The following is a 24,382-nucleotide window of genomic DNA, read 5'->3' as shown; positions in this document are numbered from 1 at the left end:
GTTATGGCTTTAGCCTCTCTTTACTCGCAGCAGCGGGTTCGCCTGCTGCTGGCGTTAATGACGGGTGCCATTGGCACCCTTTCCTTTTCCCCCTACGATTTCTGGCCTGCGGCGATAATTTCGCTGATTGGTCTGCAACTGTTGCTGCTGGAACGTCGCACTGCGCAGGCTGCGGCAATTGGCTTCGTTTGGGGCTTTGGACTGTTTGGCAGCGGCATCAATTGGGTTTACGTCAGCATCGCCACCTTTGGCGGCATGCCCGGCCCGGTAAACATCTTGCTGGTGATTCTGCTGGCGGCTTATCTGTCGCTTTATCCGATGCTGTTTGCCCTCCTGCTCAACCGTTTCTGGCCGCGCGCCACAATCTGGCGATTGGCTTTAGCGGCACCCGCGCTGTGGCAGATTAGCGAATTCCTGCGCGGTTGGGTGCTCACCGGCTTTCCGTGGCTGCAGTTTGGCTACAGCCAGATTGACGGTCCGCTCAAAGGCCTCGCGCCGCTCGCAGGCGTCGAAACCATTACCTTCCTGTTGATGGTGATCGCCGGCTTGCTGGTGCACGCGCTGCATCATCGTACGGTGAAAAGCTTGATAGCCGCCGCGCTCCTGCTGTTACTGCCCTGGCCGCTGCGCATGATGCAGTGGTATCAGCCGCTGCCGGAACGCAGCGTTGATGTTGCGATGGTGCAAGGCAATATTCCGCAGTCGATGAAGTGGGATCCGCAGCAACTGCTGAACACGCTGCGCGTTTACACCTCCTATAGCCAGCCGTTTATCGGCAAAGCACCGATCATTATCTGGCCCGAATCAGCGATTACCGATCTGGAAAGCAACCAGCAGCCGTTCCTGCGGGCGCTGGATGCTGACCTGCGCGCGCGCGGCAGCTCACTGATTACCGGTATCGTGGATTCTCGCGTGGAAGGCGATAATCGCTATCACGACTATAACTCGGTAATTGTGCTGGGTGGCGAGCAGCCTTACAGCTATCAAAGCCAGAACCGCTATCAGAAGAATCATCTGGTGCCATTTGGTGAGTTTGTGCCGCTGGAAGCGTTGCTGCGTCCGCTGGCGCCGTTCTTCGATTTGCCGATGTCCTCCTTCAGCCGTGGCGCCTATGTCCAGCCGCAGCTGAAAGTAGCGGGTTATCACCTGACCAGCGCTATCTGCTATGAGATCGTGCTGGGCGAACAAGTGCGCGCCAACTTCCGTCCCGATACCAACTTCCTGCTGACCGTCTCCAACGATGCCTGGTTCGGTCACTCCATCGGACCGTGGCAGCATTTCCAGATGGCGCGCATGCGTGCGCTGGAGCTGGGACGTCCGTTACTGCGCTCCACCAATAACGGTGTTACCGCAGTAGTAAATGCCAATGGTGAGGTGGAGAAAGCGTTGCCGCAGTTCACACGCGATGTGCTGGAAGCCAAAGTCACGCCAACCAAGGGTGAAACGCCGTATGCGAAAGCGGGCATCTGGCCAGTGTGGCTAGTGACGTTGATTAGCATTGTGGTGGCCATTCTGCGCCGTCGCCACTAGTTCAGGCAGCTATGCAAACAGGCGAAGTGAATACTTCGCCTTTTTTATGCGCTGTTTTCTCTTCCTTCCGTGGTGCTTTCCCCGATTCTCTGCTGGCTTTTTACACTTCTTCATCGTGCTGGCACGATCATTGCTATTTATTTCAGTGATTTTCGCAAACATCGGCTTTTGTCAGCGTAGTGCAACCTTTACGCACTAATTTATGGCAATGATGCGCACTCTATTGGCGCATTGGGGAATTTTTGCCTTTTATTGGTGCGGAGCGGCTCGCAAAAAAGAAACTTTTTTGTTTCATTGCGTTAACAATTCGCTATGTTAATCACTATCCTGCGTGCGGTTGCGCTATGGGATAACAAAAAAAGCAGCACGAAATACACACAACATCACAATCTGCGCAGTTTATGTTCTGCGCGACATCCATACGAAGGAGTTGGAACATGCAGATACGCAAAGTGGCATTATCTCTTTTGCTGTTGGGAGCAGCAGCGGGAGCGGCCCAGGCGGAAGATCTCACCGGTACCCTGAAAAAAATCAATGATAGCGGCGTGATCGTCGTTGGGCATCGTGAATCATCAGTTCCCTTTTCTTACTATGACAACCAGCAAAAAGTGGTTGGCTATTCACAGGATTATTCAAACGCCATCATCGCGGCTATTAAAGCCAAACTGAATAAGCCTGATTTGCAGATCAAAATGCTGCCGATTACTTCGCAGAACCGTATTCCTCTGTTGCAGAACGGAACTTACGATTTTGAGTGCGGTTCTACCACCAACAACCTGGAGCGTCAGAAGCAAGCGGCATTCTCTGACACCGTGTTCATCATCGGTACGCGTCTGCTGGTGAAAAAAGGCGGCGACATCAAAGATTTCCCTGATCTGAAGGGTAAAACCGTTGTCGTGACCTCCGGTACCACTTCAGAAGTTCTGCTGCACAAACTGAACGACGAGCAAAAAATGGATATGCGCATCATCAGCGCGAAAGACCATGGCGATTCTTTCCGTACGCTGGAAACCGGTCGTGCTGTGGCCTTCATGATGGATGACGCGCTGCTGGCAGGTGAACGTGCCAAAGCCAAGAAGCCAGACAACTGGGACATCGTGGGTACACCGCAGTCGAAAGAAGCTTACGGCTGCATGCTGCGTAATCAGGATCCACAGTTCAAACAGCTGATGGATGAAACCATTGCTAAAGCGCAAACCTCTGGCGAAGCCTCAAAATGGTTTGAAACCTGGTTCAAAAAACCGATTCCACCGAAGAATCTGAACCTGAACTTCGAACTCTCAAGCGATATGCAGGCCCTGTTCAAAGCACCGAACGACAAAGCACTCTGAATTAACAACGACAACAAGGGCAGCCCCGCTGCCCTCTCGATTGCTGAACATGCGGTGCGGACAGACAGACTGTAACAGGCCGTTCCCCTGAAGCAGGATGCAAGACACCGCTCAACAATCTTATGGGTAGCCTCGCTACCCTTTTTTTACCGGAGCTCGTTATGGGTATCGATTGGAACTGGGGCATTTTTCTTGAACAGGCCCCGTTCGGCAATACGACTTACCTCGGCTGGCTGTGGTCCGGTTTTCAGGTCACCATTGCGGTGTCCTGCTGCGCCTGGATTATCGCCTTCCTGGTAGGTTCCTTATTTGGCATTCTGCGTACCGTGCCCAACCGCCTGTTGGCGGCAATTGGCACCTGCTACGTGGAGCTATTCCGTAATATCCCGCTGATTGTGCAGTTCTTCTTCTGGTATCTGGTTGCGCCAGAACTGGTGGGCGAAAAGCTGGGCATGTGGTTTAAGTCGGAATTGGATCCCAATATTCAGTTCTTCGTCTCCTCGACGATTTGCCTTGGTTTGTTCACCGCAGCGCGCGTCTGTGAACAGGTACGCGCGGCGATTCAGTCGCTGCCACGCGGTCAGAAAAATGCCGGCCTGGCGATGGGCCTGACGCTGCCGCAAACCTATCGCTATGTGCTGCTGCCGAATGCCTATCGCGTGATTGTGCCGCCGATGACGTCGGAAATGCTTAATCTGGTGAAGAACTCGGCGATCGCCTCAACCATCGGACTGGTGGATATGGCGGCGCAGGCCGGCAAGCTGCTGGATTACTCCGCGCATGCCTATGAATCCTTTACCGCCATCACTCTGGCGTACGTCGGCATTAACCTGGTCATCATGCTGATTATGAGTGTGGTAGAACGCAAAATTCGCCTGCCTGGCAATATGGGAGGCAAATAATGTACGAGTTTGACTGGAGTTCAATTGTTCCCAGCCTGCCTTACTTGTGGAACGGGTTGATCATTACCTTCAAGATCACCGCGATTGCCGTGGTGTTTGGCATTATCTGGGGCACGATTTTGGCGGTGATGCGCTTGTCGCCGATTGCGCCGATACGCTGGTTTGCCAAGCTGTACGTCAACCTGTTCCGCTCCGTACCCTTGGTGATGGTGCTGCTGTGGTTCTATTTGGTGGTGCCCGCCTTCCTGCAACAGGTGCTGGGCTTATCGCCTAAATCAGATATCCGCCTGATTTCTGCCATGGTGGCATTTGCGCTCTTTGAGGCCGCGTACTACTCGGAAATCATCCGCGCCGGTATTCAGAGCATCTCACGCGGGCAGTCCAATGCCGCGCTGGCGCTCGGCATGACGCACTGGCAATCGATGAAACTGATCGTATTGCCGCAGGCGTTCCGCGCCATGGTGCCGCTGCTGCTGACGCAGGGCATCGTGCTGTTCCAGGATACCTCGCTGGTGTATGTACTGAGCCTGGCCGATTTCTTCCGCACCGCTTCAACCATAGGTGAGCGTGACGGAACCCAGGTTGAAATGATTTTGTTTGCTGGTCTGGTCTACTTTGTGATCAGCCTGAGCGCTTCGCTGTTGGTTACCTATCTGAAAAGAAAGAGGACGGTTTAAATGATTAGCCTGAAAAATGTTTCAAAGTGGTATGGGCACTTTCAGGTGCTGACCGACTGCTCCACCGAAGTGAAAAAAGGTGAAGTGGTGGTGGTCTGCGGTCCGTCTGGCTCAGGTAAATCAACGCTGATTAAAACCGTGAATGGGCTGGAGCCGATTCAAAAGGGCAGCATTCAGGTGACCGGCACCGAAGTGAATAACAAAAAAACCAACCTCGCTCAATTGCGTAGCAAAGTGGGCATGGTGTTCCAGCATTTCGAGCTGTTCCCTCATCTCAGCATCATCGAGAACCTGACGCTGGCGCAGGTCAAAGTGCTGAAGCGTGATAAAGCGGCCTCGCGTGAGAAAGCGCAGGGCTTGTTAAAACGCGTTGGGCTCTCTGCGCACGCGGATAAGTTTCCAGGCCAGCTTTCCGGCGGCCAGCAGCAGCGCGTAGCAATCGCGCGTGCGTTGTGCATGGATCCGGTGGCGATGCTGTTTGATGAGCCGACGTCAGCACTTGATCCTGAAATGATCAACGAAGTGTTGGACGTGATGGTTGAGCTGGCGAATGAAGGCATGACCATGATGGTGGTAACGCATGAAATGGGCTTTGCGCGCAAAGTCGCTAACCGCGTCATCTTTATGGATGAAGGGAAAATTATTGAAGACACCAATAAGGATGACTTCTTTAACAATCCGCAATCCGATCGTGCGAAAGACTTCCTGGCAAAGATCCTGCACTGATTAGCGCAATAAATTGCGCCGCTACGATAAGTGCTCGTACCCGTAGCGGCGCGATTCATCGCGCGGGGTTATTCGTTCATAAAATCAGGGTTCAAACGGCTGGCGCTGGAACTGATCGTGCCCGCACTCCGGGCAGCGCGTTAAGCTCTCTGGCGTATAAATCGCCCGTGTGAAGCCGCACTTCTCACAGACTAAATTCCCCAGCCCCACCACTTCACCGCTCTGGTAGACGCCGTGATGGCGCAAATCCTGAAACACTTCACGCCACTCGAGCTGACTTTTATCGGTGATATCCGCCAGCTCTTTCCACAGGCTTTCACGAATCACGCGCAAAAACACTGAATCGCCGACCACATCAGAAGACTCCTGATAGCTCAGCGCAAACTCGTGTAAATCGCGCCGCACGGCGCGCATCACTTCATTGACCTCGGCGGGTGACAGCGTTTTTTTCGCCAGCAAACTTTGCCGCGCCTCGGCCACCAGCGCATCAACATCGCGCTCGCCATGATCCAATCGTTGGGATAATGCTTCAATCGTTGCACGGTATTCCTGCGCCACGTTATTCATTTTATTCTCCTTTCCGCTGCGGATACTGCTGTTAAGTTTAGCGGTTTTGTCACAATTGCATCGGCAGCAACCTAAGAAATCACAAAAGGGTGAAAGCGGCGGCGCATTCGGCAGAAATCCGGCCAGCGAGGGCGTGAAAAGTTGTTGATGCGCAGCCTTATGGGTATGCTATGCGGATCTAAAAGTATGCTTAGCGATTTTCACAAAGGACCACAGGCAGCCATGCAAGAGCAATACCGCCCGGAAGAGATAGAATCCCGCGTCCAACAACACTGGGACGAAAACGAAACCTTTAAAGTGACCGAGCAGGAAGGCAAAGAGAAATATTATTGCCTTTCGATGCTGCCCTATCCTTCTGGCCGCCTGCACATGGGGCACGTGCGTAATTACACCATTGGCGATGTGATTGCGCGTTACCAGCGTATGCTCGGCAAAAACGTTTTGCAGCCAATTGGCTGGGATGCGTTTGGTCTGCCAGCCGAAGGCGCTGCGGTGAAAAACAACACCGCGCCGGCGCCGTGGACGTACGACAACATCGCTTACATGAAGAACCAGTTGAAATTACTGGGCTTTGGCTATGACTGGAGCCGCGAACTGGCGACCTGCCAGCCAGAATACTATCGCTGGGAACAGTGGTTCTTCACTAAGCTGTATGAAAAAGACATGGTCTATAAAAAGACCTCGGCGGTGAACTGGTGCCCGAACGATCAGACCGTGCTGGCCAACGAACAGGTTATCGACGGCTGCTGCTGGCGCTGTGATACCAAAGTTGAGCGCAAAGAGATCCCACAGTGGTTCGTCAAAATCACCGCCTATGCGGAAGAGCTGCTCAACGATCTCGATAAGCTGGAAGATTGGCCGGAGCAGGTCAAAACCATGCAGCGCAACTGGATTGGCCGCTCTGAAGGCGTAGAAATCACCTTTGACGTTGCCAACAGCGCTGAGAAGCTGACCGTTTACACCACCCGTCCAGATACCTTTATGGGTGCAACCTATGTGGCGGTTGCCGCAGGTCACCCACTGGCGCAGCAAGCAGCTGCCACTAATCCTGCGCTGGCTGAATTTATCGACGAATGCCGTACCACCAAAGTCGCCGAAGCCGACATGGCAACGATGGAGAAGAAAGGCGTGGCCACCGGCCTGTTCGCTATCCATCCGCTGACCGGTGAAGAAATTCCGGTGTGGGTCGCTAACTTCGTGCTGATGGAATACGGCACCGGCGCGGTAATGGCTGTTCCAGGCCACGATCAGCGTGACTGGGAGTTCGCTACCAAGTACAACCTGAACATTAAGCCGGTGATCCTGAATCTCGACGGTTCTGAACCGGACCTGAGTGCTGCCGCGATGACCGAAAAAGGCGCGCTGTTCAACTCGGGTGAATACAACGGTCTGGATCATCAGGCGGGCTTTAACGCCATCGCCGATGCGCTGGCTGCCAAAGGCGTGGGCGTGCGTAAAGTCAATTACCGTCTGCGCGACTGGGGCGTTTCCCGTCAACGTTACTGGGGCGCGCCAATTCCAATGGTGACGTTGGAAGATGGCACCGTGATGCCAACGCCAGAAGATCAGTTGCCGGTCATCCTGCCAGAAGACGTGGTGATGGATGGTATCACCAGCCCAATCAAAGCCGATCCTGAGTGGGCCAAAACCACCGTTAATGGCCAGCCTGCGCTGCGTGAAACCGACACCTTTGACACCTTTATGGAGTCATCCTGGTACTACGCGCGTTATACCTGCGCCAACTACCATGAAGGCATGCTGGATCCGGCGGCGGCGAACTACTGGCTACCGGTCGATCAGTATGTTGGCGGTATCGAACACGCCATCATGCACCTGATGTATTTCCGCTTCTATCACAAGCTGCTGCGTGATGCTGGCCTGGTGAACTCTGATGAGCCGGCCAAACGCCTGCTGTGTCAGGGCATGGTGCTGGCTGATGCGTTCTACTACCTCGGCGTGAACGGCGAGCGTAACTGGGTTTCTCCGGTTGACGTGACCGTAGAACGCGACGAGAAAGGCCGCATTATCAAAGCCACCGACAACGAAGGTCGTGAAGTGGTTTACGCCGGCATGAGCAAAATGTCGAAGTCGAAAAACAACGGCATCGATCCCCAGCTGATGGTTGAGCGTTACGGTGCAGATACCGTTCGTCTGTTCATGATGTTTGCTTCGCCAGCAGAGATGACGCTGGAGTGGCAGGAATCGGGCGTTGAAGGTGCTAACCGCTTCCTGAAGCGCGTATGGAAACTGGCTTACGAGCACATTGCGAAAGGCGCGACCGTGGCGCTGGACGTCAATAACCTGAATGACGACCAGAAAGCGCTGCGTCGCGATCTGCACAAAACCATCGCCAAAGTGGCCGATGATGTGGGTCGTCGTCAGACGTTCAACACCGCTATCGCTGCCATTATGGAGCTGATGAACAAACTGATCCGTGCCCCGCAGGAGAGCGAGCAAGATCGCGCGCTGCTGCAGGAAGCGCTGGTCGCGGTGACGCGTCTGCTCTATCCATTCACCCCGCACGCCAGCTATGTATTGTGGCAAGCGCTGGGCGGCGAAGGCAGCATCGACGAAGCCAGCTGGCCGGTAGCCGATGAAGCGGCCATGGTGGAAGATTCGCTGCTGGTGGTGGTGCAGGTGAATGGCAAAGTGCGCGGCAAGATTACCGTTGCGCCGGATGCCACGCAGGAGCAGGTGCAGGCGCGTGCTGCGCAGGAGCATTTGGTGGCGAAATATCTGGATGGCGTCACCATTCGTAAAGTGATTTATGTCCCTGGCAAACTGCTTAACCTGGTCGTAGGTTAAGTTCAGGAGGAACTGTGCGACAACTGATTATCAGGCTGTTTGTCCTGCTTGCGGTAGTGATTACCGCAGGCTGTGGTTTCCACCCGCGCGGCACCACCTCGGTGCCGAGTGAGATGAAAACCCTTATCGTCCAGAGCGGCGATCCCTATGGCCCACTGGCACGTGCCGTGCGCCAGCAGCTGCGCATCAACAATGTCACCATCATTGAAGACAGCAAAGCGGCCAGCGCCAAATACCCAACGCTGCGTCTGGGTGCTGAAGGCCAGGGACGTGATACCGCATCGGTGTTTATCAGCGGTACCACCGCGGAATACTCGCTGGTGATGACGGTCACCGCACAGGTTCTGCTGCCGGGTAAAGGTATCTACCCGATCAGCACCACCGTGTATCGTTCTTTCTTCGACAACCCGAACGCCGCACTGGCGAAGGATGCCGAGCAAGATATGATCGTGCAGGAGATGCGTCAGCGCGCGTCCGAGCAGTTAGTACGTAAACTGCTGACCGTGCATGCCGCGCAGGAAAGCAACAAAGATACTTTGCCGCAGCCTGAGACGATTGCACCGGGACAGAACTCACCGGAAGTGTCCTCTTCGTCAGCTACCAGTCTGCAATGATCAGGATTTATCCTGAACAACTGAGCGCGCAGCTTCGAGAGGGGCTGCGCGCCTGTTATTTTCTCACCGGTAATGAACCTCTGCTGATTCAGGAAAGCGCGGATGCAATCCGTGCTACCGCTAGCGCACAGGGATTTGAAGAGCACTTCAGCGTCACCATTGATGCGCAAACCGATTGGGATGCGATCTTCGTTAGCTGTCAATCGCTCAGCCTGTTTACCCAACGCCAAACCCTGACGCTGCAACTGCCCGAAAACGGCCCCAATGCCGCTATCGCCGAGCAGTTAGTGAAACTCTCCACGCTGCTGCACAGCGATATTTTGCTGGTGCTGCGCCTGGCGAAACTGACCAAAGCGCAGGAGAACAGCGCCTGGTTCAAAGCGCTGAGTACGCAGGCGGTAATGGTTCCGTGCCAGACGCCTGAACAGGCACAGCTGCCGCGCTGGGTGGCGAGTCGCGCCAAAGCGATGAAACTCAGCGTAGATGATGCGGCGATCCAGCTGCTTTGCTACTGCTACGAAGGGAATCTGCTGGCGCTTTCGCAGGCGCTGGAACGCTTATCGCTGCTGTGGCCGGATGGCAAATTAACGCTGCCGCGTGTGGAAGCCGCCGTCAACGATGCCGCGCACTTTACTCCGTTCCATTGGGTGGATGCATTGCTGGCAGGGAAAAGTAAACGCGCCCTGCACATCCTGCATCAGCTGGAGAAAGAGGACAGCGAAGCGGTGATTCTACTGCGCACGCTGCAACGCGATTTACTCACGCTGCTGCACCTGCAGCGGAATCAGGCGAAACAAGCGCTGCGCACGCTAATGGATCAGCAACGTATCTGGCAAAACCGTCGCGCGCTGTTTACCGAAGCTTTGCAGCGCCTTGATGCTCAGCGTTTACAGCGCGCGGTGCATTTGCTGGCAGAGCTGGAACTCAGCATGAAGCAAGATTACGGACAAAACCTGTGGCCGCAGCTGGAAACACTGTCGCTGCTGCTGTGTCACCGCGATTTCCCATTGAGCTTTACTGATGTCTAAACTCTACGCTCTGTTTGGCGGCACCTTCGATCCGATTCACTACGGCCATTTGCGCCCGGTAGAAGCGCTGGCACAGCAAGTGGGATTAAAAAAGGTCACGCTGCTGCCGAACAACGTGCCGCCGCATCGCCCGCAGCCGGAAGCCAGTGCACAACAGCGCGTTGAGATGCTGCGCTGTGCTATTGCCGATCGCCCGCTATTTGATATCGATACGCGTGAACTGGCGCGTGCAACGCCGTCCTGGACAGTTGCCACGCTGGAAGCACTGCGTGCGGAACGCGGCCCAGAACAGCCCCTCGGGTTTATCATTGGTCAGGATTCTCTGCTAACGTTAGCCAAATGGCATCGCTGGCAGGATCTATTGTCGCTGTGCCATTTGCTGGTGTGTAAGCGTCCAGGTTACGCCACGCAGATGGAGACGCCAGAGATGCAGCAGTGGCTTGATGAGCATCTGGCCGATGATGTGCAGCAGCTTCATCACTCGCCAGCAGGACACATCTGGCTGGCGGATACGCCGCTGTTCGACATTTCCGCCACCGAAATCCGTCAGCGCCGCCATGCAGGCATCTCCTGCGCGGATTTACTGCCAGATGCAGTGATCGGCTACATCGATAGCGTTGGCTTATATCGCAGCTAAAGGCAGCATGCTATACTGCGCCGCTTCATTTTCGGCTACCTTTCTCGCATCGTTAGCCCGTCCGTAATCACCTGTTTTTAAGGGGAACCTTTTGCAAGGTAAAGCACTCCAAGAGTTCGTTATTGATAAGATTGATGATCTCAAAGGCCAGGACATCATTGCTATTGATGTTCAGGGCAAATCCAGCATCACCGATTGCATGATCATTTGCACCGGCACTTCAACACGTCACGTCGCTTCTATCGCCGATCATGTGGTGCAGGAATCGCGCACTGCGGGCCTTAAGCCGCTGGGTGTAGACAGTAAAACCGCCTCCGATTGGGTGGTCGTTGACCTGGGTGACGTGATTGTGCACGTGATGGAAGCAGAGAGCCGCCAGCTGTACGAGCTGGAAAAACTCTGGAGCTAAGACGTGAAACTGCAGCTTGTGGCCGTCGGCACCAAAATGCCCGACTGGGTTCAGACCGGTTTCATGGAGTATCTGCGCCGCTTCCCGAAAGATATGCCGTTTGAACTGATCGAAGTAACTGCCGGCAAACGCGGCAAGAACGCTGACATCAAACGCATTCTGGAAAAAGAAGGTGAAGCGATGCTGGCCGCCGTGGGTAAAGGCAATCGTATTGTCACGCTGGATATTCCCGGACAGCCGTGGGAAACCCCACAGCTGGCGCAGCAGCTTGAACGCTGGAAACTGGATGGCCGCGATGTCAGCCTGTTAATCGGCGGTCCGGAAGGACTGGCGCCCGCGTGCAAAGCCGCTGCTGAACAAAGCTGGTCACTGTCAGCGCTCACGTTGCCACATCCGCTGGTGCGTGTGCTGGTAGCGGAAAGCCTGTATCGTGCGTGGAGCATCACCACGAATCATCCTTATCATCGTGAATAAACGCCTGACAACCCCAGACAATAAATGTAGCGGATGAAATTACAGAGCAACGCCTTTCGCGATTACACTGCCGAACAGAAACTTTTTGTCCGCCGAGCATTGGTGGCTTTTGTTGGCATTCTGCTGCTCTCCAGCATTCTGGTGGTCAACATGTACCACCTGCAAATTCTGCGCTTTGACGACTACAGCACCCGTTCAAATGAAAACCGCATTAAGCTGGTGCCGGTGGCACCGAGCCGCGGCATTATTTTCGATCGCACCGGCGTCCCGCTGGCAGTAAACCGCACGATTTATCAGGCCGAACTGATGCCGGAAAAGGTCGAAAACCTGAAGCAGACCTTGCAGGATCTGCGTCCGGTACTGGATCTGACCGACGACGATCTCGATGCGTTTGACAAAGAGCGCAAACGCTCGCGCCGCTTTACCTCGATTCCGGTCAAAATCGGTTTAAACGAAGTGCAGGTGGCGCGTTTCGCCGTTAATCAATACCGTTTTCCTGGCGTGGAAGTAAAAGGCTATCAGCGCCGCTACTATCCGTACGGCCAGACGCTGACGCACGTGGTGGGCTACGTCTCCAAAATCAACGATCGCGACGTTACGCGCCTCGATCAGGAAGGCAAATGGCCGAACTATGCGGCTACGCATGATATCGGCAAGCTCGGCATCGAAAACTATTACGAAGATGTGCTGCACGGTAAAACCGGTTATGAAGAGGTTGAAGTTAACAACCGTGGCCGCGTCATTCGACAGCTGCACGAGCAATCTCCGCAGGCCGGACGCGATATCTACCTGACGGTTGACCTCAAACTGCAGCAGTACATCGAAACCTTGTTGACCGGCAGCCGCGCGGCAGTGGTGGTGAGCGATCCACGCACCGGCGAAATTCTTGCACTGGTTTCTACCCCCAGCTACGACCCGAACCTGTTTGTCGACGGTATCTCGAGCAAAGATTATAAAGCGCTGTTAAGCGACGAAAACCGTCCGCTGTATAACCGTGCGCTGCAGGCCTCCTATCCCCCAGCGTCAACGGTGAAACCTTACGTTGCCGTGTCGGCGCTGAGCGCAGGCGTGATCAACCGCAATACCAGCCTGTTCGATCCCGGCTGGTGGCAACTGCCCGGCTCGGAAAAGCGCTATCGTGACTGGAAAAAATGGGGCCACGGTCGCCTGAACGTCACTAAATCGCTGGAAGAATCGGCGGATACCTTCTTCTATCAGGTTGCCTACGATATGGGCATCGATCGCCTGTCAGAGTGGATGACCAAGTTTGGTTACGGCCATCGCACCGGCATTGATCTGCCGCAGGAGAGCGCGGGCAACATGCCCACGCGCGAATGGAAGCTGAAGCGCTTTAAGAAGCCGTGGTATCAAGGTGATACCATTCCGGTGGGTATCGGCCAGGGTTACTGGACCGCGACGCCCATTCAGATGAACAAAGCGATGATGATCCTGATTAATGACGGTGTGATCAAAGTGCCGCACTTACTGCGCGCCACGCGTGAAGGCCAGGTCATGGTGCCCTATCGCCAGGTTCCGGATGCGCCGATTGGCGATATTCATTCAGGTTACTGGGAAATTGCCAAAGACGGCATGTATGGCGTAGCCAACCGCGCTAACGGTACCGCGCACAAGAGCTTTGCCGATGCGCCCTACAAAATCGCTGCCAAATCCGGTACCGCGCAGGTTTACGGACTGAAAGAAAATGAAGTCTATAACGCGCACAAGATTGCCGAACGTCTGCGTGACCATAAATTAATGACTGCCTATGCGCCTTACGATAAACCGCGCGTGGCCGTCACCATGATTCTGGAAAACGGCGGCGCAGGCCCGGCTGTCGGCACCGTTATGCGCCAGATTCTCGACCACATTATGTTAGGCGACAACAATACCGTGCTGCCAGAAGCCGCACCGACACCGCCCGGCTACGAAGGTGAATGACAATGTCCATGAACGATAGTCCGCAGAAAAGATCGATCTGGACGCGCATCCATATCGACCCCCTGTTTATGCTGATCATTCTCAGCTTGCTGACCTACAGCGCCATCGTCATCTGGAGCGCCAGCGGACAGGATCCAGGCATGACCGAGCGTAAGTTCGGGCAGATTGCCATGGGCATCATCGTTATGCTGGTGCTGGCGCAGGTGCCGCCGCGCGTCTATGAAAGCTGGGCGCCCTATCTCTATATTGTCTGCGTGATATTGCTGATAGCGGTGGACGCGTTTGGTCACATCAGTAAAGGCGCACAGCGCTGGCTCGATCTTGGTTTTGTGCGTTTTCAGCCCTCGGAGATCGCCAAGATTGCCGTGCCGCTGATGGTGGCGCGCTTTATTAACCGCGATGTCTGCCCGCCGACGCTGAAAAACACCGGCATCGCGTTGATTCTGATTTTCATGCCGACGCTGCTGGTGGCGGCACAACCCGATCTCGGCACCTCGATTCTGATCGCCGCTTCCGGCCTGTTTGTACTGTTCTTATCCGGCATGAGCTGGAAGCTGATTGGTATCGCGGTATTGCTGGTCGCCGCCTTTATCCCGATTTTGTGGTTCTTCCTGATGCATGACTACCAGCGCGCCCGCGTGATGATGCTGCTGGACCCGGAAAGCGATCCGCTCGGCGCCGGTTATCACATCATTCAGTCGAAGATTGCTATCGGTTCCGGTGGCCTGCGCGGCAAGGGCTGGCTGCACGGCACCCAATCGCAGCTGGAGTTCCTGCCTGAACGCCATACCGACTTTATTTTTGCCGTTTTAGCGGAAGAACTTGGTCTGGTTGGCGTGTTGTTACTGCTGGTACTCTATTTGCTGCTGATCATGCGCGGACTGATTATCGCGGCGCGCGCGCAAACCACCTTTGGTCGCGTGATGGCGGGCGGTTTGATGCTGATTTTATTCGTTTATGTTTTCGTTAACATTGGCATGGTAAGTGGTATCTTACCGGTGGTTGGCGTACCGCTGCCGCTGGTGAGCTACGGCGGATCGGCATTGATTGTGTTAATGGCTGGATTTGGCATCGTGATGTCGATCCATACTCATCGAAAAATGTTATCTAAAAGCGTTTAAGAGGCTGCACATGCGTAAGGACTGGCTTGGGGTTGCACTGGCATCATTGGTACTGGCTGCCTGTTCCACACCGGAACAGCAGAATAATACTGCGCCACCGCAACCGGCCTATAACGGCCCGGTAGTAGAAATTCCTGGCGTGGAACCACGTTATGAACCGATCAATCCTTCCACCAGCCAGGATTACAGCGTCAACGGTAAAAACTACCGCGTGATCAAAGATCCTTCGAACTACAGCGAAGTGGGTTTAGCCACCTGGTACGGTGACGAAGCGCAGGGGAATCGCACCGCTATCGGTGAATCTTACGATCCGGAAGGCATGACCGCCGCGCATCCAACGCTGCCGCTGCCGAGCTATGTGCGTGTCACTAACCTCGCCAACGGCCGCCAAATTGTGGTACGCGTCAACGATCGTGGCCCTTACACGCCAGGCCGCATTATCGACTTGTCGCGTGCGGCGGGCGATCGCCTGAATATCTCTAACAACACCCGCGTGCGCGTTGATTACATTAAAGTGGCGCCGGATGGTTCCGTTTCCGGTCCCGGCACCATCGGTACCACCGTCGCCAAACAGAGTTACGCCCTGCCCGCGCGTCCCGATCTCGGCGGCGGCATGGTGATGATGGGTGGCAGCGCCAATGCGGCGCCAGCGCCTGCACCGCAGGATGTGCGCGCTGTCGATAACAGCACCTTGCAAAGCAATGACAGCATGGGTGCGCCCGTCCAGAGCAGCGGTTTTCTCGGCGCGCCACAGCCGTTAGCCACGGGCGTGCTGGAAGGCAACGAGCCGGTTGCCGCGCCAGCCGCTGCTGCCCCACCAGCTACCAGCCAGAATGCCCATGCCGACAGCGGTTATGTGGTTCAGGTCGGCGCGATTAACGATCCGGCGCGTGCACGTCAGCTGGCCGAAAGTCTGGGTAAACGCTTTGGCGTGCCGGGCGCGGTTGAAGCCAATGGCAACGTCTATCGCATTCAGTTAGGTGGCTATAAAAGCCGTGCCGAAGCCGCTGCCTTGCAGCAACGTCTTAACACTGAAGCGCAAATGAGCTCATTTATTACCACTGCCCGTCCATCGATGTAACGGACAGTGACATTTCCTGCTGAAACTGATTTGCAAAGCAAGATGTCGCCCGATCGGACGTTTGCTATAGTTAGGCACTTTTTTCACTCTAAACCCACGGATGTTGTAGTCCTGAACATGAATACGCTGAAACCTTCTCGTTTTCTGAAACGCCTGACAGTGGGATCACTGGTCGCCCTTTCTCTCAGCCATGCCGCATTTGCGGACGATGTTAATCTTAAGACTATGATTCCGGGTGTACCGGACATTGATGCTGAAGCTTATGTGCTGATCGACTATAACTCCGGCAAAGTGCTGGCCGAAAAGAACGCGGATGCACGCCGCGATCCGGCAAGCCTGACCAAAATGATGACCAGCTACGTGATTGGTCAGGCGGTCAAAGCGGGAAAAATCCATAACGATGACATCGTGACCGTGGGTAAAGACGCCTGGGCAACCGGTAATCCGGTATTCAAAGGTTCATCACTGATGTTCCTCAAGCCTGGCGATCGTGTGCCGGTTTCTCAGCTGACGCGCGGTATCGTGCTGCAATCAGGTAACGACGCTTGTGTAGCGATGGCGGATTACGTTGCTGGCAGCCAGGACGCATTCGTCAACCTGATGAACAACTACGTTGGCGCGCTGGGTCTGAAAAACACCCACTTCCAGACCGTGCACGGTTTGGATGCCGAAGGCCAATACAGCTCGCCGCGCGATATGGCGTTGATCGGCCAGGCGCTGATCCGTGACGTACCCGATGAGTACGCGGTTTACCGTGAAAAAGATTTCACCTTTAATAATATCAAGCAGACCAACCGTAACGGTTTGCTGTGGGATACCAGCCTGAACGTCGATGGCATTAAAACCGGCCACACCGACGCAGCGGGTTACAACCTGGTCGCCTCGGCAACAGAAGGCCAGATGCGTTTGATCTCCGCGGTGATGGGCGGTCGTACCTTTAAAGGCCGTGAAACCGAGAGCAAGAAGTTGCTGACGTGGGGCTTCCGCTTCTTTGAAACCGTCGCACCGCTGAAAGCGGGCAAAGAGTTTGCCTCTGAGCCTGTGTGGTTCGGTGACAGCGATCGTGTCCAGCTGGGCGTGGAGAAAGATGCCTATCTGACCATTCCGCGTGGCCGCATGAAAGATCTCAAAGCCAGCTATGTGCTGAACAACACTGAACTGCATGCGCCGCTGCAGAAAAATCAGGTAGTGGGCAGCATCAACTTCCAGCTCGACGGCAAAACTGTGGAACAGCGTCCGCTGGTGGTGCTGAATGAAGTGAAAGAAGGTGGTTTCTTCGGCCGCATCATCGATTACATCAAACTGATGTTCCACCACTGGTTCGGCTAAGGCGCGCTTGAAAAAACGCCAATTTGCCCCCAATTAAGTTACTATCTTTGCTCCCGCCTCGGCGGGAGCCTGTTTTTTAAGCACCGGAGTCAATGTATGAAAACCAAATTGAATGAACTGCTCGAATTCCCTACGCCTTTCACTTACAAAGTGATGGGTTTGGCGCAACCGGAGCTGGTTGATCAAGTGGTTGAAGTGGTGCAGCGCCACGCGCCAGGCGATTACAAACCGGACGTTAAGCCAAGCAGCAAAGGCAACTATCACTCTGTTTCCATTACCATCATCGCCACCCACATTGAGCAGGTTGAAACCCTGTACGAAGAGCTGGGCAATATCGAAATCGTGCGCATGGTGCTGTAATTCTGGCGCTGGCAAAGTCCGCTTTGCCAGCGTTATACTCTGCCTTCCACTCTTTACCGGATCTCTGCTTTGTCAGCTAATACGCTTCTTGTTCGTCAACTCGGCCAGCGCGATTGGCAACCCATCTCCGATGCCATGCATCACTTTACCGATCAACGCGACAGCAGCACTGCCGATGAAATCTGGCTGGTGGAACATCATCCGGTGTTTACCCAAGGCCAGGCAGGGAAAGCTGAACATCTGCTGATGCCGGGCGATATTCCGGTGGTACAAAGCGATCGCGGCGGCCAGGTAACCTATCACGGCCCCGGCCAACAGGTGATGTATGTGCTGATTGACGTAAAACGTCGCAAGATGGGCGTGCGCGAGTTAGTGACGGCGTTAGAAGAAACGGTGATCGCCACGCTGGCCGACTATGACATCAGCGCGCGGGCGCGACCGGATGCGCCGGGCGTGTACGTTGGCGATGACAAGATTTGTTCGCTGGGACTGCGCATTCGTAAAGGCTGCTCGTTTCACGGCCTGGCACTGAATGTGGCGATGGATTTAGCGCCGTTCCTGCGCATCAATCCGTGCGGATATGCCGGGATGCAAATGACGCAGCTTAGCCAGCTGCAGCCGGGCGTCACGCCCGCCGATGTGCGACCACGTCTGGTGCAACATTTCGCCCGTTTAACCGGATTTACCCAACTGGAATGGCAAAGTGATGCCGCGGTCTGACCTTGACTGTACGTGCCTATTTACAAAATTGTAACTTTTGCACCGGCGAATCGGCTGCTTATGAGCAGACGAGATGATATAATTTTTGCCATATTTTCAAAAAAAGTTGAAAGCCTGGTTCTCAGTTTGAGTGAGGAAGCTTTCAAATCGCAATCCCGACCGGAACCTGCAGATTTATGAGTAAACCAATTCAGATGGAACGTGGCGTCAAGTATCGCGATGCCGACAAAATGGCGCTGATCCCGGTGAAAACCGTGATGGTTGAGCGTGAAGAAATTCTGCGTAAGCCGGAATGGATGAAGATCAAACTGCCTGCAGACTCCAGCCGCATTCAGGGCATCAAGGCCGCGATGCGTAAAAACGGTCTGCACTCAGTGTGTGAAGAAGCCTCCTGCCCTAACCTCGCAGAGTGTTTCAACCACGGTACCGCGACCTTTATGATCCTCGGCGCGATCTGCACCCGTCGCTGCCCATTCTGCGACGTGGCGCACGGCCGTCCGAATATGCCTGACGCTAACGAACCGCTGAAACTGGCACAAACCATCGCCGATATGGCGCTGCGTTATGTGGTCATCACTTCAGTGGACCGTGATGACCTGCGCGACGGCGGTGCCCAGCACTTTGCTGACTGCATCAGCGCGATTCGCGAAAAAAGCCCAACCATCAAAATTGAAACATTGGTGCCGGACTTCCGTGGTCGTATGGATCGCGCGCTGGAAATCCTCACCGCGACGCCACCGGATGTGTTTAACCACAATCTGGAAAACGTGCCGCGCGTGTACCGTCAGGTCCGTCCTGGCGCCAACTACGATTGGTCACTGAAATTGCTGGAGCGTTTCAAAGAAGCGCATCCGGATATCCCGACTAAATCGGGTTTGATGGTCGGTCTGGGCGAAACCAATGCTGAAATCATTGAAGTGATGCGCGATCTGCGTCGCCACGGCGTCACCATGCTGACGCTGGGACAGTATTTGCAGCCGAGCCGTCACCACTTGCCGGTGCAGCGCTACGTTAGCCCGGCCGAGTTTGACGAAATGAAAGAAGAAGCAATGGCAATGGGCTTCACCCATGCCGCCTGCGGCCCGTTTGTGCGCTCTTCTTATCATGCTGATATGCAGGCCAAAGGTCTGGAAGTTAAGTAATATGCTTCGCGATTGCGCTCTTACCAGGGCGCAATCGCAAATATCTCCTTAAAAATCTTAATCCCTGTCTCAAATCTGTCGCTTTAATCGCTGAGGCCATAAGAGCCTATTTCTCTTTTCTCAGTGTTTATTTTGAAGGTCAGATAATGCAAACATCCTCTCACTTAAAGGGGCTCGATTTTCTCCGGGAACCCGATTTGTCAGGTCAATTACCCGATGTGCGGCTCAACAGTGCATCCGGAGAGAGTTTGGATGCGCTTAAAGCGCGCACCACGCCCATAGATAACACCAATCCCTATACTTCATCTCACGCCTCATGTGCCAATGCATTTATCGCTACCGCTATCAGTATTGAGCATCGATACGATGAAATTCATTTAGAGTTGCCACTAAAGGGTCATGAAACTATCGCTGTGATGCCCGAAGTGGTGCGACACATCATGCCTTATGCTGAAGATATCGCTTTTCAAACTTCTCAGGAGAATGTACTCCCTGTGATTAATGAAGAGCCTGAACCTGAATGGAATTTTGATTTGCTGGAAGCGAAATTCAATGCTCCTCTGCCACAACTGTGGCAACCGGCTATCGGCATGCACCACGAGAGTGTGGAAATTGCCACGCTACCTGAACGCGAGAGTGCCAAACCTCAACTTTTAGTACAGGTACAGTCTAAGGTTATCGCTGAAAATGAGGTCATCATCGATGATCTGAATGAGGATGAAGGGTCTTTCAGCGGTGATGCGCCAGTTGGTACGACGTTATACTTTTATCTTGATGATGTGTGGGTCGGCAGCTCTGAAATTGATAGCCAAGGCCGCTGGCAGTTTGAACTGCCCACCGATATTTCTGTCGCTCAGCATGTTTTTAGTGCAGTCCCCATTAATCCGCAAGGCGTAATGGGTGGCAAAGTTGATTATCCGTTTTTGACTAAGCCTAAAATAGGTGAAATCATTATGCCAATTGATGAGAGTGAATCAGACAAAATTGAAATAGCACTCATTGATGTTATTACAGCAGAGGAAGAAGAAAGACTATCGCTGATACCCTTAATTTTAACTGATGATATGTTGCAGGGCTGGCATACCCAGGATGGGTTGAGCGACTTTGATGGCTTATATGGCTCAACAATATTTGATGTGGATGAGCAGGAAATCATTTACGCCAATTGGCACTAAGACGCAAAAAACAAAAACCAGGCTGGCGACAGTCTGGTTTTTTATCAACGTAATAAATATTTACACTTATTGACGTTTGGCGCAGAGATTACTCTTTGTGGCTGACACGTTCAGCAGGCACTTCTTCAGCGCTGCTTTTGGATGCGCCGGATTCATCATCTTTCATGGCTTTTTTGAAGCCTTTGATTGCGGAACCCAGATCGCCACCCAGTGAACGTAACTTATTGGTGCCAAAAAGCAGTACGATGAGCGCACCGATGATCAGCAGTTTGGCAATACTGATACCTTCCATAATTTACCTTTCAACCAATGTGAAAAACGGACCTGACTATTAACGCGCAGTTTATAAAAGGCCTCAACTGCAATCTGTAACAGAGTGAGACCGCCTGCTCAGATAAAGCGGCTGAGAAATGCCTGCGTGCGCGGATGTTGCGGGTTACCAATCACCTGCTCCGGACTACCCTGCTCCACTACCACGCCGCCATCCATAAACACCACGCGATCGGCCGCCTCACGCGCGAAACCAATTTCATGGGTCACGACAATCATGGTTAGCCCTTGATCAGCTAAGGTGCGCATGGTGGCCAGCACTTCGCCAACTAATTCCGGATCGAGTGCCGAAGTGGGTTCATCGAACAGCATCAGCGCCGGTTTAATCGCCAGCGCGCGCGCAATCGCCACGCGCTGCTGCTGGCCACCGGATAGATGACGCGGCCAGGCATCGGCTTTGTCACTTAATCCCACGGTTGCCAGCAGTTCACGCGCATGCTTGAGTGCATCCTGCCGTGCAAACTTGTGCACGCCTATCGGCGCTTCAATGATGTTTTGCAGCACCGTCATGTGCGGATAGAGGTTGAACTGCTGAAACACCATGCCGATTTTCTGGCGCTGATGAGCAATTTTACGCGCCGACAGACGATGCAAAATACCGCGCTTCAGTTCATAACCGATCTGATCGTCACCGACCACAATCGAACCGGCATTCATGTCTTCCAGATGGTTAATACAGCGTAAAAAGGTGGATTTACCCGAGCCTGATGGCCCGAGAATCACCACCACTTCACCGGGAAACACATCGAGATCGATGCCTTTCAGCACTTCATTATCGCCATAACTCTTCTGCACATTACGCGCACGCACCAGTGGCTGAACTTCACTCATACATCCTCCTTCAGACGGTGCGCGACGGCAGGCGCGGCTTCGTTAGCAGCAACGCGACGTTTATTCACCACCGTGCGGGTGGTGCCACGGGCGTAGTAACGCTCGATGGCGGACTGGCCAACGTTAAGAATCGAGGTGATAAGCAGATACCAGATCACCGCAACCATCAGCATCGGGATAATTTCAAAGGTGCGGTTATAAACGGCTTGCACCGAGTACAACAGATCGCCCATAGCGATCACACTTACCAGCGAGGTCGCTTTGATCATGCTGATCAACTGGTTGCCGGTAGGCGGAATAATTGAACGCATCGCCTGTGGAATGATCACGCGGCGCAGCGCACGACTGCGACTCATGCCAAACGCCTGGGTGGTTTCGATCTGACCGTTATCCACTGACAGCAGGCCGGCGCGAATGATCTCGGCCATATAAGCCGCTTCATTGAGCGCCAGTCCGGCAATGGCGGCAGTCAGTGGCGTGATCAGATCGTTGGTGTTCCAGCTGGCGAAAGTGATATCCGTCCACGGAAGAGTGATTGCGATGGTGGGAAACAGCGTCGACAGGTTGTACCAAAAGATCAGCTGTACCAGCAGCGGCGTACCCCGGAAAAACCAGATGTAGAGCGACGATAAGCCGCTCAGCAATTTGTTTTCCGAGAGACGCCACACGCCCAACAGCAGCCCGAGCAGCGTGCCGAGAATCATCGACACCACCGTCAAGCCGAGCGTGACCTGCAGGCCTTTCATCACCGAACCTTCGGTGAACCACTGCAGCACCACGTTCCACTCGAAATTGGGGTTGGTCGCCACCAGCCAGAGGAAGTTCGCGGCAATAACCAGCACCAAAATCCATGAGATCCAGCGCCCATAAGTGGGCGCACTGCGGGCAAAAGCCACATCGCGCTGCTGCACGTCGGCCTTATCCCTGGCTCGCGAATTGTTGGTGACCGGACTCATTTTGCTGCCCCTTGCGCCAGGTTACGTCCCGGTTGCTGCAACACGTTGCCGTCTAATTTCCACTTCTTCATGATGGCCGCGTAAGTGCCGTTATTGAACAGCTCTTTGTACGCATCCAGCACCACGTTGCCGAGTTCAGAACCCTTGGGTACCACGGTGCCCTGGAAAATGTCACCAAAGCCGTTTTTCTTGCCTTTGCCCGAAAGCTCTAGCTGGCCATTGGCCTGTTCGATGAAGTATGTCAGCGGCGCCTGCGAGGAGAAGAAAGCATCGGAACGTTTTGAACGCACGGCTAAAATCGACGATGGCTGGTCGGTGAAGGATTGCACCACCACCGCCGGTTTACCCGCCGCGACACAGGCATCGGACTGCTTGCGAATCACCTGCTCTGCTGAACCGGCCGCCATTACCGCAATGCGTTTACCGCAGGTATCTTCCAGACCGTTAATCTTCGAGGGATTGCCTTTCTGCACGCCAAACACCACGAACTCCTGCACGAAGTCGATAAAATCAACCTTCTGCTGACGATCCGGATAATCGCCAATCGGGCCAATCGCCATCTGGTAGCGGCCGGAATTAATGCCGGTGAGCACGCCCGATAAACCGCTGACGGTGGCATGTTCAATCTTCACGCCCAGCAATTGTGCCAGCGCTTCGGTGAGATCGGCGGAAGCGCCGTCCATTGAGTGCGGACCGTTAACCATCTCATACGGAGGAAAAGATCCGTTGTTCACCGAGATCATTTTACCGCTGCTTTTGATCTCTGCTGGCAGACGATCGTGCAGCGCCTGATCCACTTTTTGCGCAGGAATCACGTCGGCGGCCTGAGCGAAACAGGCCGTGAGGCCCAATGACAGCGCGATGGCGGTAGCAAGAATTTTCATCAGTCAGATTCCCCAGCGATCAAAGTGGTTTAAGTTCGGGACGCGCAAAACAGCGATTTTCCAGCACCGGCAGTACGCTGCGTGCATAGGCGATGCGCTGTGGATCGAGATCGGCAAACACCAGCGCGGCCGATTCCGGCGCTTTGGCAATCGCCACGCCCAGCGGATCGATTACCAGACTGTTGCCGATATTGCGTGGCCCACATTCGCCCACCGCCACCATGTAGCAGGTGTTTTCCAGCGCACGCGCGGTGGTCAGCAATTCCCAGTGCATCTCTTTCAGCGGGCCTTTCACCCACGCTGCCGGCAGCACCAGCACATCCGCGCCGTCAAGCACTAAGCGACGCGCCAGCTCCGGAAAGCGCACGTCGTAGCAGGTCATCAACCCGACTTTCATGCCCGCCACGTCAACCAGCGGCGGAATCTCACGTCCCGGATTCACGCGCTGCGACTCCTGCATGGCGAAGGCATCATAAAGGTGCAATTTCACGTACTCGGCGATGATTTCGCCGTTGCGAATGGCGATCAGCACATTGAGCGCCTTCTGCCCTTCTGTCGGCACGTGCACGCTCATCATGGTGGTCAGGTTGTTGCCTTTGCTAACCGCCAGCAGCTGCGTGACGAAAGGACCATCAAGTGGCTGCGCCGCTTTCAATACCAGATCAGGATCGGCGATATCACGCGCCAGTACGCCTTCCGGCAGCACCAGCAGATCAGCACCGCTCGCCAATGCCTGGTTCATCAATCCGATGCAGATATCGGTGTTTTCCTGCCATTCGCGGCTGACGGCAAATTGTCCCATTGCTACTTTCATG

Annotated in this window: 25 protein-coding genes; 19 read left to right on the top strand and 6 right to left on the bottom strand. The window is 54.4% G+C overall.

Annotated features, from left to right (window positions below):
• The first annotated feature begins 3 nt into the window (after positions 1-3).
• From lnt to AAF463_RS05525, 5 genes are all read left to right on the top strand, one after another.
• A complete protein-coding gene (gene lnt, locus AAF463_RS05545; protein WP_350261668.1) occupies positions 4-1,530 on the top strand; it encodes an apolipoprotein N-acyltransferase in 1,527 nt (508 codons plus the stop codon).
• Positions 1,531-1,967: 437 nt separating this feature from the next.
• Positions 1,968-2,861 carry a glutamate/aspartate ABC transporter substrate-binding protein gene (locus AAF463_RS05540; protein ID WP_101763246.1) on the top strand — a complete coding sequence of 298 codons (894 nt, stop codon included), beginning with the start codon at positions 1,968-1,970 and terminating at the stop codon, positions 2,859-2,861.
• A 161-nt stretch (positions 2,862-3,022) separates the two neighbouring features.
• The gene (locus AAF463_RS05535; RefSeq protein WP_061717388.1) at positions 3,023-3,763 is read left to right on the top strand and encodes an amino acid ABC transporter permease; all 741 of its coding nucleotides are present in this window, start codon (positions 3,023-3,025) and stop codon (positions 3,761-3,763) included.
• Positions 3,763-4,440, top strand: coding sequence for a glutamate/aspartate ABC transporter permease GltK (gltK, locus tag AAF463_RS05530; protein WP_101763247.1), 678 nt, complete (start codon positions 3,763-3,765; stop codon positions 4,438-4,440). The genes AAF463_RS05535 and gltK overlap by 1 nt, the downstream gene beginning before the upstream one ends.
• Complete coding sequence (locus AAF463_RS05525) at positions 4,441-5,166, top strand: amino acid ABC transporter ATP-binding protein (protein ID WP_008103661.1); 726 nt, start codon at positions 4,441-4,443, stop codon at positions 5,164-5,166.
• 84 nt (positions 5,167-5,250) lie between these two features.
• Here the strand turns inward: AAF463_RS05525 and AAF463_RS05520 are convergent, their stop codons facing one another.
• Positions 5,251-5,733, bottom strand: coding sequence for a zinc ribbon-containing protein (locus AAF463_RS05520; protein WP_007890691.1), 483 nt, complete (start codon positions 5,731-5,733; stop codon positions 5,251-5,253).
• Between the two features lie 222 nt (positions 5,734-5,955).
• Between AAF463_RS05520 and leuS the strand changes: the two genes are divergently transcribed.
• The 14 genes from leuS (at position 5,956) to AAF463_RS05450 (ending at position 20,566) form a co-directional block, all read left to right on the top strand.
• Entirely contained in the window at positions 5,956-8,538 is a 2,583-nt protein-coding gene (gene leuS / locus AAF463_RS05515; protein ID WP_101763315.1) for a leucine--tRNA ligase, read from the top strand.
• 14 nt (positions 8,539-8,552) lie between these two features.
• The gene (lptE, locus tag AAF463_RS05510) at positions 8,553-9,152 is read left to right on the top strand and encodes an LPS assembly lipoprotein LptE (protein WP_110865718.1); all 600 of its coding nucleotides are present in this window, start codon (positions 8,553-8,555) and stop codon (positions 9,150-9,152) included.
• Entirely contained in the window at positions 9,149-10,180 is a 1,032-nt protein-coding gene (gene holA / locus AAF463_RS05505) for a DNA polymerase III subunit delta (RefSeq protein WP_110865717.1), read from the top strand. Before lptE ends, holA begins: the two co-directional genes overlap by 4 nt.
• Positions 10,173-10,817 (top strand): nicotinate-nucleotide adenylyltransferase, encoded by a 645-nt coding sequence (gene nadD / locus AAF463_RS05500; protein WP_192414165.1) that lies wholly within the window; start codon positions 10,173-10,175, stop codon positions 10,815-10,817. The genes holA and nadD overlap by 8 nt, the downstream gene beginning before the upstream one ends.
• Before the next feature lie 91 nt (positions 10,818-10,908).
• Complete coding sequence (rsfS, locus tag AAF463_RS05495) at positions 10,909-11,226, top strand: ribosome silencing factor (protein ID WP_008103673.1); 318 nt, start codon at positions 10,909-10,911, stop codon at positions 11,224-11,226.
• Between the two features lie 3 nt (positions 11,227-11,229).
• Positions 11,230-11,700 carry a 23S rRNA (pseudouridine(1915)-N(3))-methyltransferase RlmH gene (rlmH, locus tag AAF463_RS05490; protein WP_008103678.1) on the top strand — a complete coding sequence of 157 codons (471 nt, stop codon included), beginning with the start codon at positions 11,230-11,232 and terminating at the stop codon, positions 11,698-11,700.
• 33 nt (positions 11,701-11,733) lie between these two features.
• The gene (gene mrdA / locus AAF463_RS05485; RefSeq protein WP_217547264.1) at positions 11,734-13,638 is read left to right on the top strand and encodes a peptidoglycan DD-transpeptidase MrdA; all 1,905 of its coding nucleotides are present in this window, start codon (positions 11,734-11,736) and stop codon (positions 13,636-13,638) included.
• Between the two features lie 8 nt (positions 13,639-13,646).
• A complete protein-coding gene (gene mrdB / locus AAF463_RS05480; protein WP_101763316.1) occupies positions 13,647-14,759 on the top strand; it encodes a peptidoglycan glycosyltransferase MrdB in 1,113 nt (370 codons plus the stop codon).
• A 10-nt stretch (positions 14,760-14,769) separates the two neighbouring features.
• Positions 14,770-15,840 (top strand): endolytic peptidoglycan transglycosylase RlpA, encoded by a 1,071-nt coding sequence (gene rlpA, locus AAF463_RS05475; RefSeq protein WP_350261666.1) that lies wholly within the window; start codon positions 14,770-14,772, stop codon positions 15,838-15,840.
• A 117-nt stretch (positions 15,841-15,957) separates the two neighbouring features.
• Positions 15,958-17,169 (top strand): D-alanyl-D-alanine carboxypeptidase DacA, encoded by a 1,212-nt coding sequence (dacA, locus tag AAF463_RS05470; RefSeq protein ID WP_101763253.1) that lies wholly within the window; start codon positions 15,958-15,960, stop codon positions 17,167-17,169.
• Between the two features lie 96 nt (positions 17,170-17,265).
• Positions 17,266-17,529 (top strand): DUF493 family protein YbeD, encoded by a 264-nt coding sequence (gene ybeD / locus AAF463_RS05465; protein ID WP_008103691.1) that lies wholly within the window; start codon positions 17,266-17,268, stop codon positions 17,527-17,529.
• A 69-nt stretch (positions 17,530-17,598) separates the two neighbouring features.
• The gene (gene lipB, locus AAF463_RS05460) at positions 17,599-18,249 is read left to right on the top strand and encodes a lipoyl(octanoyl) transferase LipB (RefSeq protein ID WP_217547269.1); all 651 of its coding nucleotides are present in this window, start codon (positions 17,599-17,601) and stop codon (positions 18,247-18,249) included.
• A 176-nt stretch (positions 18,250-18,425) separates the two neighbouring features.
• Entirely contained in the window at positions 18,426-19,391 is a 966-nt protein-coding gene (gene lipA / locus AAF463_RS05455; protein ID WP_101763255.1) for a lipoyl synthase, read from the top strand.
• Between the two features lie 146 nt (positions 19,392-19,537).
• Positions 19,538-20,566 (top strand): hypothetical protein, encoded by a 1,029-nt coding sequence (locus tag AAF463_RS05450; protein WP_350261665.1) that lies wholly within the window; start codon positions 19,538-19,540, stop codon positions 20,564-20,566.
• Between the two features lie 88 nt (positions 20,567-20,654).
• Here AAF463_RS05450 and tatE read toward each other — a convergent pair whose 3' ends face one another.
• The 5 genes from tatE to AAF463_RS05425 all read right to left on the bottom strand — a co-directional run bounded on the left by tatE (position 20,655) and on the right by AAF463_RS05425 (position 24,381).
• A complete protein-coding gene (gene tatE, locus AAF463_RS05445; RefSeq protein ID WP_064740541.1) occupies positions 20,655-20,858 on the bottom strand; it encodes a twin-arginine translocase subunit TatE in 204 nt (67 codons plus the stop codon).
• 98 nt (positions 20,859-20,956) lie between these two features.
• Positions 20,957-21,727: an amino acid ABC transporter ATP-binding protein gene (locus AAF463_RS05440; protein WP_110865712.1), complete on the bottom strand. Its 771-nt coding sequence runs from the start codon at positions 21,725-21,727 to the stop codon at positions 20,957-20,959.
• Entirely contained in the window at positions 21,724-22,683 is a 960-nt protein-coding gene (locus AAF463_RS05435) for an amino acid ABC transporter permease (protein WP_350261664.1), read from the bottom strand. The genes AAF463_RS05440 and AAF463_RS05435 overlap by 4 nt, the downstream gene beginning before the upstream one ends.
• Complete coding sequence (locus AAF463_RS05430) at positions 22,680-23,567, bottom strand: ABC transporter substrate-binding protein (protein WP_350261663.1); 888 nt, start codon at positions 23,565-23,567, stop codon at positions 22,680-22,682. The genes AAF463_RS05435 and AAF463_RS05430 overlap by 4 nt, the downstream gene beginning before the upstream one ends.
• Positions 23,568-23,586: 19 nt before the next feature.
• Positions 23,587-24,381: a deaminated glutathione amidase gene (locus tag AAF463_RS05425; RefSeq protein ID WP_222210756.1), complete on the bottom strand. Its 795-nt coding sequence runs from the start codon at positions 24,379-24,381 to the stop codon at positions 23,587-23,589.
• Position 24,382: the final 1 nt, after the last annotated feature.

The organism is Pantoea sp. BJ2, assembly GCF_040255075.1.
In the GTDB taxonomy this organism is placed as follows: domain Bacteria; phylum Pseudomonadota; class Gammaproteobacteria; order Enterobacterales; family Enterobacteriaceae; genus Pantoea; species Pantoea leporis.
This window is presented reverse-complemented; position numbering and strand designations above follow the sequence as displayed.

What these genes read in the sequence shown, in the direction of transcription:
- AAF463_RS05520 (WP_007890691.1), bottom strand. Translation starts at nt 5,733, where the DNA reads ATGAATAACGTGGCGCAGGAATACCGTGCAACGATTGAAGCATTATCC.
- AAF463_RS05435 (WP_350261664.1), bottom strand. Translation starts at nt 22,683, where the DNA reads ATGAGTCCGGTCACCAACAATTCGCGAGCCAGGGATAAGGCCGACGTG.
- nadD (WP_192414165.1), top strand. Translation starts at nt 10,173, where the DNA reads ATGTCTAAACTCTACGCTCTGTTTGGCGGCACCTTCGATCCGATTCAC.
- AAF463_RS05430 (WP_350261663.1), bottom strand. Translation starts at nt 23,567, where the DNA reads ATGAAAATTCTTGCTACCGCCATCGCGCTGTCATTGGGCCTCACGGCC.
- mrdB (WP_101763316.1), top strand. Translation starts at nt 13,647, where the DNA reads ATGAACGATAGTCCGCAGAAAAGATCGATCTGGACGCGCATCCATATC.
- mrdA (WP_217547264.1), top strand. Translation starts at nt 11,734, where the DNA reads ATGAAATTACAGAGCAACGCCTTTCGCGATTACACTGCCGAACAGAAA.
- tatE (WP_064740541.1), bottom strand. Translation starts at nt 20,858, where the DNA reads ATGGAAGGTATCAGTATTGCCAAACTGCTGATCATCGGTGCGCTCATC.
- rlpA (WP_350261666.1), top strand. Translation starts at nt 14,770, where the DNA reads ATGCGTAAGGACTGGCTTGGGGTTGCACTGGCATCATTGGTACTGGCT.
- AAF463_RS05425 (WP_222210756.1), bottom strand. Translation starts at nt 24,381, where the DNA reads ATGAAAGTAGCAATGGGACAATTTGCCGTCAGCCGCGAATGGCAGGAA.
- AAF463_RS05450 (WP_350261665.1), top strand. Translation starts at nt 19,538, where the DNA reads ATGCAAACATCCTCTCACTTAAAGGGGCTCGATTTTCTCCGGGAACCC.
- dacA (WP_101763253.1), top strand. Translation starts at nt 15,958, where the DNA reads ATGAATACGCTGAAACCTTCTCGTTTTCTGAAACGCCTGACAGTGGGA.
- lipA (WP_101763255.1), top strand. Translation starts at nt 18,426, where the DNA reads ATGAGTAAACCAATTCAGATGGAACGTGGCGTCAAGTATCGCGATGCC.
- AAF463_RS05525 (WP_008103661.1), top strand. Translation starts at nt 4,441, where the DNA reads ATGATTAGCCTGAAAAATGTTTCAAAGTGGTATGGGCACTTTCAGGTG.
- gltK (WP_101763247.1), top strand. Translation starts at nt 3,763, where the DNA reads ATGTACGAGTTTGACTGGAGTTCAATTGTTCCCAGCCTGCCTTACTTG.
- AAF463_RS05535 (WP_061717388.1), top strand. Translation starts at nt 3,023, where the DNA reads ATGGGTATCGATTGGAACTGGGGCATTTTTCTTGAACAGGCCCCGTTC.
- AAF463_RS05440 (WP_110865712.1), bottom strand. Translation starts at nt 21,727, where the DNA reads ATGAGTGAAGTTCAGCCACTGGTGCGTGCGCGTAATGTGCAGAAGAGT.
- AAF463_RS05540 (WP_101763246.1), top strand. Translation starts at nt 1,968, where the DNA reads ATGCAGATACGCAAAGTGGCATTATCTCTTTTGCTGTTGGGAGCAGCA.
- lnt (WP_350261668.1), top strand. Translation starts at nt 4, where the DNA reads ATGGCTTTAGCCTCTCTTTACTCGCAGCAGCGGGTTCGCCTGCTGCTG.
- holA (WP_110865717.1), top strand. Translation starts at nt 9,149, where the DNA reads ATGATCAGGATTTATCCTGAACAACTGAGCGCGCAGCTTCGAGAGGGG.
- leuS (WP_101763315.1), top strand. Translation starts at nt 5,956, where the DNA reads ATGCAAGAGCAATACCGCCCGGAAGAGATAGAATCCCGCGTCCAACAA.
- ybeD (WP_008103691.1), top strand. Translation starts at nt 17,266, where the DNA reads ATGAAAACCAAATTGAATGAACTGCTCGAATTCCCTACGCCTTTCACT.